The 14,079-nt window shown below is 36.9% G+C and carries 10 protein-coding genes; 4 read left to right on the forward strand and 6 right to left on the reverse strand.

Annotated elements, in window-relative coordinates:
- The first annotated feature begins 214 nt into the window (after window positions 1-214).
- Window positions 215-1,129 (forward strand): DUF1002 domain-containing protein, encoded by a 915-nt coding sequence (locus OE105_RS13415; RefSeq protein WP_275420637.1) that lies wholly within the window; start codon window positions 215-217, stop codon window positions 1,127-1,129.
- 625 nt (window positions 1,130-1,754) lie between these two features.
- On the opposite strand, the gene OE105_RS13420 is transcribed toward OE105_RS13415, so the two are convergent.
- Window positions 1,755-3,446 carry a methyl-accepting chemotaxis protein gene (locus tag OE105_RS13420; RefSeq protein WP_275420638.1) on the reverse strand — a complete coding sequence of 564 codons (1,692 nt, stop codon included), beginning with the start codon at window positions 3,444-3,446 and terminating at the stop codon, window positions 1,755-1,757.
- 600 nt (window positions 3,447-4,046) lie between these two features.
- Between OE105_RS13420 and istA the strand changes: the two genes are divergently transcribed.
- From istA to OE105_RS13435, 3 genes are all read left to right on the forward strand, one after another.
- Entirely contained in the window at window positions 4,047-5,594 is a 1,548-nt protein-coding gene (gene istA / locus OE105_RS13425) for an IS21 family transposase (RefSeq protein WP_420842607.1), read from the forward strand.
- Window positions 5,591-6,343 (forward strand): IS21-like element helper ATPase IstB, encoded by a 753-nt coding sequence (gene istB, locus OE105_RS13430; RefSeq protein ID WP_275420640.1) that lies wholly within the window; start codon window positions 5,591-5,593, stop codon window positions 6,341-6,343. The genes istA and istB overlap by 4 nt, the downstream gene beginning before the upstream one ends.
- A 64-nt stretch (window positions 6,344-6,407) precedes the next feature.
- Window positions 6,408-7,526 (forward strand): D-alanyl-D-alanine carboxypeptidase family protein, encoded by a 1,119-nt coding sequence (locus tag OE105_RS13435; RefSeq protein ID WP_275420641.1) that lies wholly within the window; start codon window positions 6,408-6,410, stop codon window positions 7,524-7,526.
- 174 nt (window positions 7,527-7,700) lie between these two features.
- On the opposite strand, the gene opp4C is transcribed toward OE105_RS13435, so the two are convergent.
- The 5 genes from opp4C to OE105_RS13460 all read right to left on the reverse strand — a co-directional run bounded on the left by opp4C (window position 7,701) and on the right by OE105_RS13460 (window position 13,792).
- Window positions 7,701-8,624, reverse strand: a complete 924-nt coding sequence (opp4C, locus tag OE105_RS13440) for an oligopeptide ABC transporter permease (protein ID WP_275422206.1) — start codon at window positions 8,622-8,624, stop codon at window positions 7,701-7,703.
- Window positions 8,625-8,635: 11 nt separating this feature from the next.
- Entirely contained in the window at window positions 8,636-9,598 is a 963-nt protein-coding gene (locus tag OE105_RS13445; RefSeq protein WP_275420642.1) for an ABC transporter permease, read from the reverse strand.
- Window positions 9,599-9,689: 91 nt separating this feature from the next.
- Window positions 9,690-11,447 carry a peptide-binding protein gene (locus OE105_RS13450; protein ID WP_275420643.1) on the reverse strand — a complete coding sequence of 586 codons (1,758 nt, stop codon included), beginning with the start codon at window positions 11,445-11,447 and terminating at the stop codon, window positions 9,690-9,692.
- Window positions 11,448-11,618: 171 nt separating this feature from the next.
- Window positions 11,619-12,623, reverse strand: coding sequence for an ABC transporter ATP-binding protein (locus tag OE105_RS13455; RefSeq protein ID WP_275420644.1), 1,005 nt, complete (start codon window positions 12,621-12,623; stop codon window positions 11,619-11,621).
- Window positions 12,624-12,811: 188 nt separating this feature from the next.
- A complete protein-coding gene (locus OE105_RS13460; RefSeq protein WP_275420645.1) occupies window positions 12,812-13,792 on the reverse strand; it encodes an ABC transporter ATP-binding protein in 981 nt (326 codons plus the stop codon).
- Between the last annotated feature and the right edge of the window lie 287 nt (window positions 13,793-14,079).

A 14,079-nucleotide genomic window follows, 5' to 3' on the forward strand; every position in this document is an offset into this window, starting at 1 on the left:
AAATAGTTTCAAAACAAAATGGGGATATTTTCATCATATGGGAATTTTCAAAAAAAACAAGACCCAAAAGTATTATTTTAAAAGGTAATTCTTATACAAGGGATTTTTATATGTTCGATAAATGAAACGTCTGTTCTTTTAAAAAACTTGAGATTCTACTTGAAATATACAAACAATATATATAAAAGAAGAAAAATGAAAAGGGGTAATTCATATGATTAATCGATTTTTTCGTACCACTCTTTTTCTAATGTTTGTTTTTTTAATGATTGGACAAGGTGTGAAAGCAAAGGATCTTTCCAATCAAGGAGTAGATGAAAAAAATGGACCGACCATTGTTGTATATGGTGGTTCATTGACGGATGCACAAAAACAAGAAACCGAAAAACTTTTACGAGTGGATGAAGAAACGGATATAAAGGAAATTACTGTAACAGGTGAAGATATTAAAAAATATATCAATGGTGATCCAAATTCACGAATGTTTTCTTCAGCAAAGATTAAACGATTGGAAGCAGGTAAAGGCATTCAAGTAATTCAAAATACACCTGAAAACATTACGGAAGTGACGAACGAAATGTACGCCAATGCCCTAATTACTGCAGGAGTTGAAGATGCACAAATAATTGTAGCTTCACCTGTTAAAGTTACCGGGCATTCCGCATTAACCGGCATATTTAAAGCCTATGAAGTTAGTGGAGAAAAGTTGAACACAGAGCGATTACAGGTGGCAAACGAAGAGCTTGATCTCGCTACTAAGCTTGCCGAAGAAGCGGGAATTAACAAGGATGAGGTGAGCCGATTATTATCAGAAATAAAGAAGGAAATTATTGAGAAAAATCCGGTTACGAAGGAAGAAGTAGAAAAAATTGTAGAAGACCAATTAAAAAAATACAATATGGAATTAAGTGAAGAGCACAAACAAATGCTCGTTGATCTATTTGATAAAATTCGCCAGTTGGATATCGATTATGATCAAATAAAAAATCAATTGGATAATTTGGTAAAGGATATCCAGCAAAAACTAAAGGATGCGGGAATTGACGAGGGATTTTTCCAAAAATTGTGGAATGGTATAAAAAGTTTTTTCATACAAATTGGGCAATTTTTTAAAGGCCTGTTTGATTAATCTAGGAATCAAACCCCAAGATTTTTTCGTGTTTGTTTCATTCGTACTGGATAGCTTAAATCAAGAGATGACTTGGAACGGTTTGGCATTAGAAGAGAGAGAAAGACAGATCTGGAAGATACATTTAGATAAAATGAGGGAAACGTTAGATGACTTTGATAGCATGCTAAAGTAGGCATACGGCTTTTTTCTTGTAGAGGAGTGATTAGCTAGAAGGCTATCAGCACATTATAAATATGGAAAAATTAACAACTAAATGAAGAAGCATTTTGCGCTTGAGGAACAAAAAGACGATCTTTTTTCATATGTAGCAAGTTGCGATCGAAATAGCCCTATCTTTGACAAAAATAGGTAATTTCCAATAGCACTGCTCCTAAGCTTGACTTAAGATCCGTTGCTTAGGAGCAGTTTTTTATGACGATTTTTCTTTGGATTTGAGTGTAAATGAAAGTACAGATTCTTCTGCTACCTTTTATCATTGAACCTCTTGAACGTAAAAAGGTTAGATGTCCACATTTTATCAAGGAAATTGCTACGAGTAGAAGTGTAAAATAGTAATAAGTAATATGAAAGAAAATCAGCGCAATGCGAAAAAATGAAAATATTTTCTAAAGATGGAAATTGTTTATAATTTAAATTTTGAAATGAGCCCCTGCATTTCTTCTGCCATTTTCGATAAAGATTCAGCTGAAGAAGAAATCTCCTCCATCGTTGCCAACTGCTCTTCTGAAGAGGCGGATACCTCCTCTGCTGTTGCGGCATTGTTTTGAGCGACGAGCACTAAATCCGATTCTACTTTCGTTGCACGGTTAATTTGTTGGACAATTTCTTTTGCACCTGTTGCAATTTGTTCAATTAGCGGTGTTAGGCGTCCAAGTTCTTCCGTAATTAACGTAAATTTTTCTTTCGTCCCACTTGTAACTTTTAATCCTTCATCCACATTTTCTGAAACTTTTTCCATTAATTCGACTGATTCTAATGTATTTGCTTGAATAGCTGCAATCAATGCACCAATTTGCTTTGCCGATTCTTGAGATTGTTCAGCTAATTTCCGAACTTCTTCAGCAACGACTGCAAAACCTTGGCCGTGTTCACCAGCCCTTGCAGCTTCAATGGCAGCATTTAAAGCCAACAAATTCGTTTGTTCAGCAAAATCACTAATGGCAACAGTTATTTTATCGATTTCTTCCGATTGAGCCATCAAGTCGTTAATTTTTTTACTTGTATTCTGGACAGAATCGTGAATGGATGTCATTTGATTGACCGTTTCGTTTACGGATGTTTCCCCTTCATGGGCATATTCTCGCGTATTTTGGGAAAGGTGATTAATCGTATCCATTTGTTTAGAAATATTTTCGACTGTCTGCTGAATATTGTTGAACAGCTTTAAGTTCGTTTCGATTTGGTCGGTTTGCGATTCAGCATTGGAAGAGACTTGTTCGACACTTTTCGCTACTTGTTTGGCAGCTTCAGCCGATTGTTCTGAACTGGCTAGTAACTGTTCGGAGGATGCGGCCACCTGATGGGCAGAATTTGTAATTTGTTGAATCATATATTTTAAATTTCCAACCATATTTTGTAATGTTTGGGAAAGGATAGCGATTTCATCCTTTGATTTCGGAATAGCAATTTCAACATTCAAGTCCCCTTCAGCAATCGCATTTGCAGCTTTTGTCATCGAATTCAATGGATGCAATTTCTTTCGCAAGTTAAAGAGAAGAAGGCTTGTAATGAAGATTAAAAGAACAATAGAAGAAATGGTTATGAACATCCCGATCATAAATCGGTGTTGGCTTTGATCTACCATAGAAGATATCCATTTTTTTAAATCATCCTGAAAAACTTTAATATGATCTTGTAACACGGATTTCTCAAGGGAATATTCACTACCGAAAATAATATGACGTGCAGTTTTTAAGTCATTTTCTTCAACAGCTTCAATCATTGAATTTTCCAGTTTCTCCATATTCGCCATATTAATTTCGATCGTTTTTAAGTGATTGAATAATTCTTTCGGAGCCTCTAGCTGTTTTAAACGATTGTCAATCGTTTCCAAAATATTTTGATCTTCCTTTTTTTCCCGATAAGAATTTAAAAAGGGTTTTTCTCCAAACTGAGAATAAGTACGGATTTGGTCAACTAAATAATAAGTATCGTTAAGGATTTCATTGGAAAGTTCAATCAACTCGGTTTCCTCTTGAAATGCACTGTTCTGAGTTTGCGCAGCCACATATAAATTATAAAGACTTCCCCCAGTGATGATTAGTAATGAAATAATGATGACCATGTTTAGCCTTAACATGCTTTTGATTTGCATTCATCTTTCCATCCCTTCATTGTACTGTTTAGGTTCTTTTTATTAAGTGGTGCATACTTAAAAGATATTACGAACCGAATGAGTTTTCAACAAAAATTGGCAAAAATTTCAAGATAATGTCTATAAATGTCGAAAATAGGAAAAAAGACCTAAGTTGTGGAATGTTGTTTCCTTTCGTATTTGTTACAAAAATGAAAGATGGTTGTTATTTTTCCAGCATCATTTTTTAGTAAAATAAAAACCCGACTATGGAAAGTGATAATCATTTCCTTGAGAAAATTGTCGAAATTTGTTTTTTAAAAGGAAACGACTCCGTTGATTATTATGTAATCTAAAGGTAACGTAAGGAAGGGAAAAGATGGAAATCAATACAATGACTCGTTTGCTCCAATTGTTTGCAGTGATTATCTTATGTATAATCTCTCCATTAAAAGTTTGGGCAAATGTAACCGATAAACTATAATTGACAGTTTTCGATAAATAAGAATTTACACTTTCTGAATAAAATCTATTAAAATATTTCCCCATTACTGTTACTATTTCTATAGTTTGAAAGTTCAAATGGTAGTGGGGAGTGTTTGAAAGGTGTGTAAATTCGATATGTACACGAAAATTAATCAACTATTAGAACTCGGGTTTAGTAAATCCCAAACTGCTAAAAAACTCGGGATTTCTCGTCCCACGTTATACAAGTATTTGAGCTTTGAACCGAAAGAAATGCTGGATTGGATTGATTCAACAAAAACAAGAAAGAAAAAATTAGATCCTTACAAAGAACTCATTTTAAATTGGTTAAAAGAACATCCGGATATGACTGCAGCACAAGTTGAAGATTGGTTGAAAGAAAGATACCCGGATCTTAATGTATCTGAGTCGACTGTGAGGAATTATGTCCGACAATTGAGGATTATGTATGAGATTCCGAAGGAAAATAATCCCAGGGAATACGAAGCAATTCCAGACCTGCCAATGGGCGAACAAGTACAGGTTGATTTTGGACAAACGGTCCAAGAAACACCAGAAGGTAAAAAAGTGAAACTTTACTTTATCGCATTCGTTCTTTCGAACTCAAGATATAAATATAAAGAATGGTTGGATCGACCCTTCACCACAAGAGATGTCATACGGTGTCATGAAAATGCCTTCGAATGGTTTGAAGGGATTCCTCGAGAAGTTGTATATGATCAAGATTCTTTGATCCTGGTCAGTGAAAATGGAGGGGATTTGATCCTAACGGGAGAATTTGAAGCCTATCGAAGGGAAAGAGGTTTAAAGGTCAGAGTTTGTAGAAAAGGAGACCCTGAAAGTAAGGGGAAAATTGAAAATGTGGTTGGCTATATCAAAAATAATTTTGCCAAACATCGCATTTTTATCAATATCGATCAGTGGAACGAAGCAGGTTGGGACTGGTTGAATCGTACAGCGAACTACAAAATCCACAATACAACTAAAAAAAGACCGGTCGAAGTATTTCAGGAAGAAAAGAAATACTTACGACCGCTCACGAAAAAAATCAATATATCCAGTCCTTACTCAAGTATAACAAGAGTTGTGCGTAAGGACAACACGATTCGCTATAAATCCAACCGCTATTCCGTTCCTCTCGGAACTTATAACAAACAAAAAGAAGTTTATGTAACAGAATCTAAGGGTTATTTATTTATCTATGAAAAAGCGGACGGACCGTTGATTGCCAAACATAAAATCTGTCACGAGAAAGGGAAACTCATTCAAGACTCGCAACACAGACGTGATCGAAGCAAAGGCATTGATGAATTTATTAAGCATGTATCGAGCTATTTCAGTGATCAGGAACAGGCAAACGTGTATTTAAATACCATTCGAAAAGAAAAGCCGAGATATATACGGGATCAGTTACAAATCATCTTAAGAAATATAAAAAGCGAAGACCAATCATTCATTGATCAAGCATTGACGGAGTGCATCAATAGGGGGTTATATTGTGCAACAGATTTTGCCGATATGATCAAATATTTAAAAGGACTTCATCCATCTGCATCTGATGAGAAAGAGCGATCAAGTCGCAAAATAAATTTACTTGATCATCATAGTCATTTTCTTTATGAAACGAACACTCAAATACGTGATATAGGCGAATATATTGCGGTACTGGAGGGGAGACAATGAATCCAAGCTCATTAGCAAAATCACAAGAATTACTAAGATCTCTTCGCTTAAAAGAAAGTGCAGAACAGCTCCCTGTTATCGTGAAAGAAGCAGAAGAAAGTGAATGTTCCTATTTAACGTTTCTTACGCACCTTTTAGAATACGAAAAGAAACGTCGAGAGGAAAAACAATTGGAAAAGCGTTTAAAATGGGCGGCTTTTCCATTTCATAAAACGCTAGATGAATTCGATTTGAAAGAACAACAATCACTGAGTAAAAAACATATGAACCAGTTAAAAGAAATGATCTGGCTGGAACAAATGTATAACATCATTTTTTTAGGACCGCCAGGTGTTGGTAAAACCCATCTGGCGGTAGGATTAGGCCTTGAAGCCCTTTACCAAGGTTATAAGGTCATGTTTATTACAATGGGTGAACTGATTCAGACATTAAAGACAGAAGAAATATCGAGAAAATCGCAGACAAAATTAAAAAGAATCCGCAAAGCGGATTTAGTAATCATCGATGATTTAATGTTTATGGCCATTAATCAAAATGAAGCGAATTTATTTTTTCATTTAATTAATGATTTATATAACAACGCATCGATTATTTTGACTTCAAATAAAGCACCAAAAGAATGGGGCGAATTATTAGGCGATCCGGCTATCACTACTGCATTATTAGATAGAATCTTACATAGAGCAGAGATCATTCATTTAAATGGTGACAGCTATCGTATGAAATATCGTTCAACTATATTTAACTAAAACTGTAAAATCTTAATTATCGGAAAGTGTAAAAAGTTATTTATCGAAAACTGTAAAAAATTACTTGACGGTCACAGCAAATGAAAATACTGTTCATATTGAAAGTGAAACGGCCGTATTAATGGATGCTAAATCTGGACAAGTACTGTTCGGGAAAAATGAACAAAAAACGATGTATCCGGCAAGTATCACAAAAGTTGCAACGGCTATTTATGCCTTGGACAATACTGAAATGGATGAGATTGTTGAGATTAGTGAAAAGGCAACGGATGTAGAAGGTACGAAGGTATATTTGATTCCAGGGGAAAAAGTTCCAATAAAAAAATTGTTAATCGGGATGATCATGAACTCTGGAAATGATGCCGCATATGCCATTGCCGAATATATCGATGGAACAATGGATGACTTTGAAAAAAATATAAATATGTTTTTAAAAGAAAAAGCTGGAGTGGAGCATACCCTTTTTGTGAATCCCCACGGTCTTTTTAACGAAGCCCATTATACGACTGCAGAAGATATGGCGCGAATAACTCGCTATGCTCTTCAAAATGAAGGATTTCGAAATCTGTTTCAAATGACAGAATACGATTGGGAAGGGGAAGGTTGGGAAACGACTTTGCTTACTCATCATCGCTTGCTAAAAGGAGAGTTTCCGTACGAAGGGATTACTGGCGGGAAAAATGGATTTGTTAATGAATCCGGTTATACATTAGTGACAACGGCAAAAAGGGACGGCTTGGAATTAATCGCTGTCACGATGAAAACGAATTTGAAAAATGTTCCTTATACAGATACAATCCAGTTACTAGATTATGGATTCGATCATTTTGAGACGAAAAAGGTGGAGAAGGGGTCGATTTTCGAAACAGAAGAGGGACATTTTATCGCCAATGAAGATTTATTTTTCACCATCAATAAGCAGCATACGTATGTAACTCAAGTATCGAACGATGGTACCTTAACCATCATCGATGAAAATACAAATGAAACCCTTGCCAAATTTTCATTAACTCAGGAAGATATGAAAGTCGTGAAAATGCAAGAAGCTGTCGCATCTGAAATCGATGAAAAGAAGGAACATAAGATTATGCAAACGATTCTTTTTGGGTTGATTCCCTTTATGTTTCTTCCTGCGGTTCTTTTGATTGGACGTTGGAACAAATCTCGAGAACGATTCTTTTGAAAAACTATTGAGTCTTTAAAACGATGAATAGGGATGATAGGCAAAGGATTTTCCTTTTGCCAAAAACGCTGTGTAAATATTGTGAAAAAATAGTCACCCAATTACTTATGTATAGAAAATAGACCTACTGGATTGGAAAGCAGGTCTATGGTTTATGAAAAAAACGAAATGGAATTATCTTTTATTACTCTTCGGATCGAACGCATCTCGTAATCCGTCACCGATGAAATTAATACAAAGAACGGTTATTAAAATTGCCATACCCGGTGGGATCCATGCCTCAGGTTGATTTTCTAAAATCCGTAAATTTTGTGCCTCAGAAATCATATTCCCCCATGTTGGCGTAGGTTGTTGAATTCCAAAACCGATAAAACTCAAAGCGGATTCAGCGATAATATAAGAAGCCATCATTAATGTTGCATTGACGACGATCGGTCCGATGGCATTTGGGATAAAATGTTTGAAAATTATTCGTAAGTCACTAGCCCCGATCGCCTTTGCCCCAAGGACAAATTCCTGTTCCCTGAGGGATAAAAACGTCCCCCGTACAATCCTTGTTAAGGAGGGCCATGAAGTAAGGGCGATAATGGTAACAAAAATGCTAATCGTTACTTTCGGTATAATCGATACAATAACTAGTACGAGAAGGAGAAAGGGTAAAATCAGCATCATATCGGCTGCACGCATAATAATCGAATCGATCTTTCCCCCATAGTATCCCGCGATGGAACCAAGAATCACTCCGATGATAAGAGTGAAGATCATGGCGCTAAATCCGATAATTAACGAAATTCTCCCACCATATAATAATCGAGCAAAAATATCCCGACCAGAGCTGTCAGTACCGAGGATATGTTCACTGCTAGGACCTTGTTCGACCATTAATAAATTCGATTTTTCCGGGTCATGATCGGTAAGAAGAGGTGCGGCGATAATGGCCAAAATAATGAATAATAAGACAAAAACACTAACCATGGCTGCCTTATTTTTTTTAAAGCGTCCGAAGGCAAGCTGTAAAGGTGTTTTTCCCTTCTGTGCTTTATTTGAAATTTGGTCGGGTACGTTTGGATTTACTGATAATTGTTCATTTGTCTCCATCATATCTCACCTCAATCGTAGCGAATTCTTGGGTCGACGATACTATATAGAATATCTGCAATTAAGTTTCCAACGAGGATAAACAAGCCAAACATTAAAGTGAGGGCCATTATTACCGGATAATCCCGATTCCCGATCGATTCGAGCAAAAGCATGCCAATACCTGGAAATGTAAAAACACCTTCCGTGATGACTGCCCCACTAACAATAGCCCCAAATTCAAATCCAAAAAGGGTAATAATCGGAATGAGCGCATTCCTGAGCGTATGTTTATAGAGGACTGTTCTTTCCGTCAATCCTTTTGCCCTAGCGGTACGGATATAGTCACTTCCTAAAACGGTTAATACTTCAGAGCGCATGTACCGCATGTATGAAGCAGTGCTCGCTAGGCCTAACGTTAATCCAGGCAAAACGAGATGGTGAAGCCGGTCTAAAAATCCTCCGAAACCACCTGAATTGGAAACGGAAATGTATCCTTGTGAAGGAAACCATCCTAATTGAATGGCAAAAAGGTAAATAGCGACCAACCCAAAAAAGAAGTTAGGAACAGCCAGTCCGAAAAATCCGAATCCGGTGGCGAAATAGTCAAGGGGTGAATATGGGTTTCTCGCAGAATAAATGCCAATTGGAATAGCAACAATGAGTGTGACAAATAAAGAGAAAACCCCTAAATAAAGCGTATTTGGAAGGCGACTCAGTATGAGCTCAGAAACGTCCCTTCCTACATATCTAATCGATTCTCCGAAGTCTCCTTGAGCTGCCATGGATAACCATCGGAAATATTGCACTGGAATGGGGTCATTATACCCTTTAGCTTCCCTCGCTTCTTCGAGGACGCTCGGATCTAAGTCCGGATCGAGAATTTTTGAGTATGGATCACCGGGAGCGGCTTTCAATAATGCAAAAACAATGATCGTTAGAGCAAATAACATCGGAATGAATACGAGAATTCGTCTAAAGATATATTGGTACATTTTTACCCTCCATAAATATCTGTAACGCTTCTTGACGTACTGTAATGAGGAAAAGAGCATGCAAACTAGGGGCACGCTCTTTTCCTAGAATTTACTCTTCAGATTCTAGGTACCATTTATGCACATCGTTCAAGAATGAAGCAGGAGACGGATTTACACCTTTCAACCGTGTATTGTATGCATATAAAGTGTTTTTGACGTAAAGAATGAGCGCTGGTAGATCATCTTGGAACATCACTTGCCAATCGCTATATACTTGTTTACGGAATTCACTATCAAATGCATTTGGAGGTGTAATTGCTTTTTGAACAAGTGCATCTGCTTCTGGATTGTTCCAACGCCCGAAGTTATAAGCATCAGCAGCAGTCCATAGTCCGCTCGGATCCGGATCCGTTGTGGATAAACTCCAACCGAGCAAGTAAAGATCCCATTCAGTATTATTCGTCAATTGTTCCACGTATGCAGACATATCTAACGGTTGCAATAGATTAATATTGATTCCGACTTCTTCTAACATTTCTTCAATAATCGGGGCGGATTTTTCGCGGATCACATTTCCTTTCGGATATGCCATATTTAATACCCACTCATTGCCATTTGGATCTTCTCGGAAACCGTCCCCATTTGTATCTACATATCCTGCTTCATCAAGGAGTTGTTTTGCTTTTTCCGGGTTAAATTCGTATTGTTCAGGATTTTCTCCATCAAAATATTCGAACTGTTTGGCGATTGGTGAATTGATAACTTGACCTCTATCGTGTAGCAAACCTTTAATTAAATAAGGTCGATTAATTGCATAAGCAATGGCTTGACGAACCCGTTTATCTGCTAATTTTTCATTTGGTACAAAATTATCTGGATTGATTACGCCGTTTTCCATATCTTCTTCTGTGCGGAAATTATGGATAAACCCTAAAATTTGGTATCCAAAATCCATTTGTTCGATAATTTTCACATGATCCATAGAATCTACCTTGTCATAATCTGCTGCTTGGAAACCGTTCGGATCAGCTACGAAATCAATTTCTCCCTTTTCTAGCAATGATAGAATGATATCTTGGTTGACAACTTTCCAAACGACCTTTTCGATTTGCGGTTCTCCTTGCCAATAATTTTCATTTTTCGTTAAATGATATTCTTGCCCTTCAATCATTTGAGTAAATTTGTAAGGACCCGTTCCGATTACTTTGTTCGGTAATAATGATTCATCTGCACTTGGCATATCGATGACAGGTATATCTTTGAAAATGTGTTCTGGAATAATTGGGAAGCTGGCATCAGCCAAAGCGATAACATTCGGTTCTTTAAAGTTAAATGTTACGGTAAAATCATCTTCTGCTACAACACCGGGGAACTCATCTGTTTCTCCACTATTATATTCTTCGTAACCTACTAACTTAGTAACATAGCTCGTGCGTACCCCTCCAGCTTTAATATAATCTGGGTCTGCGATCGATTTATACGTAAACACAACGTCATCAGCGGTGAATTGTTCTCCATCATGCCAGTAAACATCTTGCCGAAGTTTAAAGGTGACGGAAGAATGGTCTTCATTGAATTCCCAAGATTCAGCAAGAAGTGGTTCGAACTCTAATTTTTTGTTTTGAGTGAGCAGACTTTCGTGCGTGAAACTGAGGATATTTGCTTCATATGCTTCTTCATAAAAGATTGGATTAAATTGTCCAGTTGGTGCAGTATCCATCACACCGACGAGGATGCTTTCTTCCTGACTTTCACCTTCATCACTTTGTTCATCAGAATCGGCTTCTTCATTGTTACCGCATGCTGTTAAAATACCAAAGATGAAAAGGAATGCTAGAAAAGATAACCAAGCCTTTCTTTTTTTCAAATGATTCACCCCTTAATTTTTTTAGTGATCAAAAATCATATTAAACCGTCATGATTCTTAGAGGGAATGAATAGAAAAAGCCCCCCTGAAATTGTGAAAACAGTGTATACCTTCCCCCTTTCATCACCCCCTTAAAGTTTGAAAGTTTAGTTAATTTTAATTAGAAAAATTTTATTCGTACAAATGACAGGCGACATAATGGTTGTTTCCCATATCTTTTAATTCCGGTCGGACTTCAGAGCAAAGGTCGAATGCCTTCGGACACCTCGTTCGAAATGGGCAACCAGAAGGAGGATTGGATGGACTTGGTAAGTCTCCTTGTAAAATGATTTTTTCCCTTCGGCTGTTTTTGTCGACCGTTGGAATGGATGAAAGTAATGCTTGTGTATAAGGGTGGAGAGGTTTTTCGTATATTTCTCTCTTCGGTGCTACTTCTGCAATTCTCCCTAAGTACATTACTGCGACCCGGTCACTAATATGTTTTACAACACTTAAATCGTGGGAAATAAAGAGATACGTTAAATTTAACTCGTCTTGTAAATCAGCCATTAAATTCAACACTTGGGCTTGGATTGATACGTCTAAAGCGGATACCGGTTCATCACAGACGACGAATTTCGGGTTTAATACTAGGGCCCGGGCGATACTAATCCGTTGTCTTTGTCCGCCAGAAAATTCATGTGGATATTTTAGTTGATCACTCGTCCGAAGCCCGACTTTGTCTAGTATTTCATTTACTTTCTTTTTTCGCTCATTTTTATCTAAATTTGTTTGTACGATCAGCGGTTCTTCAATTAATTCTTGAACGCTCATACTAGGATTGAGTGAAGCATATGGATCTTGGAAAACAATTTGCATATCTTTTCTGATGGGTCGTAGTTGGCGATTCGATTTTGATGTTATGTCTTCATTTTCAAACAATATTTGCCCATCAGTTGGACTTAGAAGACGTAAAATAACTCTTCCTAATGTGGATTTTCCTGAACCGGACTCTCCAACGATCCCTAACGTTTCCCCTCTAAAAACTTTCAATGAAACGTCATCCACTGCTTTTACGTGACCGACCGTTCTCCGCAACACGCCTCCTTTAATCGGGAAATATTTTTTTAAATTGTTTACTTCTAAAATTGTATCGTTATTTGTTTCTTGTATTACTTTTTTTTCAGTAATTGTCAATAGTGGTGCCTCCTTATTTAATGTCGAAATTAGGTAGGAAGGTCGATAGATGATTATCCTGGTCAGTTTTTCTAAAAATGGAAGTTTCAATTTATAAAACATTCCATTTACATATCATTGGTATCATTTTGATCCTTTTGAATAAAATTTGGCAGCATTAACAACCTGATTCAGTGCGATTTCAAGCATTATACTGATTCTTTGTATAGAAAACAGCGTGCCTGATGATTGGTTTCGATTTCCAAAAGTTTTGGATTAGACTGATGACATTCTTCCATCGCATATGGACATCGGTCTGAAAATCGGCACCCCTTTGGGAAGTTAAATGCTGGAGGAACAATCCCTTTAATTGCCCCGAGTCGTTCGACTTCCCGATCGATACTCGGTAAACTTTCCAAAAGTCCTCTCGTATAAGGGTGTAATGGATTTTCAAACAATCGTTCAACACTTGTACTTTCCACAATTTGTCCACCATACATAACCATAACCCGATCCGCATGTTCAGCAACGATCCCAAGATCATGGGTAATCAGTAAGATGGACATGTGAAATTTTTCTTTCATTTCATCTAGAAGGGTTAAGATCTGTGCTTGAATGGTCGCATCCAAAGCGGTGGTTGGTTCATCGGCAATAAGCAATTTCGGATTACAAGAAAGAGCAATGGCAATCATTGCCCTTTGTCGCATTCCCCCGGATAGTTGGTGGGGATATTCACGTATCGTTTCTTCCGCTCGTGGGAATCCGACGATTTTTAACAATTCTACCGCTTTTATGTAAGCTTCCTTTTTTGAGATTTTCTGATGTTTTCTCAACGATTCCATGATTTGATTTCCTATTGTAAAAACAGGATTTAATGCGGTCATCGGTTCTTGAAAAATCATCGCCATATCATTTCCGCGGATTTTTGTCATCTGTTTTTCCGTTAGTGAAATTAAATCTGTTCCTGAAAATAGGATGGAACCCCCTTCAATTTTTCCAGGCTTATCGATTAACTTCATTATGGAAAGAGACGTGATACTTTTCCCACTACCCGATTCTCCAACTAAGGCAACGGTTTCTCCCGGATAAATTTGAAAATCAACACCATCCACAGCCTTCGCAACCTTATTTCCTTCTAAATAAAAATAAGTTTTCAAATCTTTGACTTCTAAAATAGGGGTTTTTTCCATCGAAGCCACCTCGGAATTTTTGTTAAATTCAGTTAATAAAAAAATCTGTTATTTATGTAGTATACTATATTTCTGATAATTAGCAATATATTAAATAAAAAAATATAAAAATATATTATATAATATTTAACATTCTGAGTTTATTCTAAGGTACCGTCAAGAATTTTGTGTAAGGTTCTATAGAGTATCCTCAGATTATGCTTTATTTGATAATAAATTCATTTATCTGTTTCCCACTAGGAGACTGAATATTCAGTCTCCTAGTGGGAAACGCACACCTCTTCGAA

The organism is Fervidibacillus halotolerans, assembly GCF_026547205.1.
Taxonomy (GTDB): Bacteria; Bacillota; Bacilli; order Bacillales; family Caldibacillaceae; genus Fervidibacillus; species Fervidibacillus halotolerans.

Bases quoted from the DNA above. Each gene is read 5' to 3' on its own strand.
- opp4C (WP_275422206.1), bottom strand. From the start codon at position 8,624: ATGGAGACAAATGAACAATTATCAGTAAATCCAAACGTACCCGACCAA.
- OE105_RS13415 (WP_275420637.1), top strand. From the start codon at position 215: ATGATTAATCGATTTTTTCGTACCACTCTTTTTCTAATGTTTGTTTTT.
- OE105_RS13460 (WP_275420645.1), bottom strand. From the start codon at position 13,792: ATGGAAAAAACCCCTATTTTAGAAGTCAAAGATTTGAAAACTTATTTT.
- istB (WP_275420640.1), top strand. From the start codon at position 5,591: ATGAATCCAAGCTCATTAGCAAAATCACAAGAATTACTAAGATCTCTT.
- istA (WP_420842607.1), top strand. From the start codon at position 4,047: ATGTACACGAAAATTAATCAACTATTAGAACTCGGGTTTAGTAAATCC.
- OE105_RS13445 (WP_275420642.1), bottom strand. From the start codon at position 9,598: ATGTACCAATATATCTTTAGACGAATTCTCGTATTCATTCCGATGTTA.
- OE105_RS13420 (WP_275420638.1), bottom strand. From the start codon at position 3,446: ATGCAAATCAAAAGCATGTTAAGGCTAAACATGGTCATCATTATTTCA.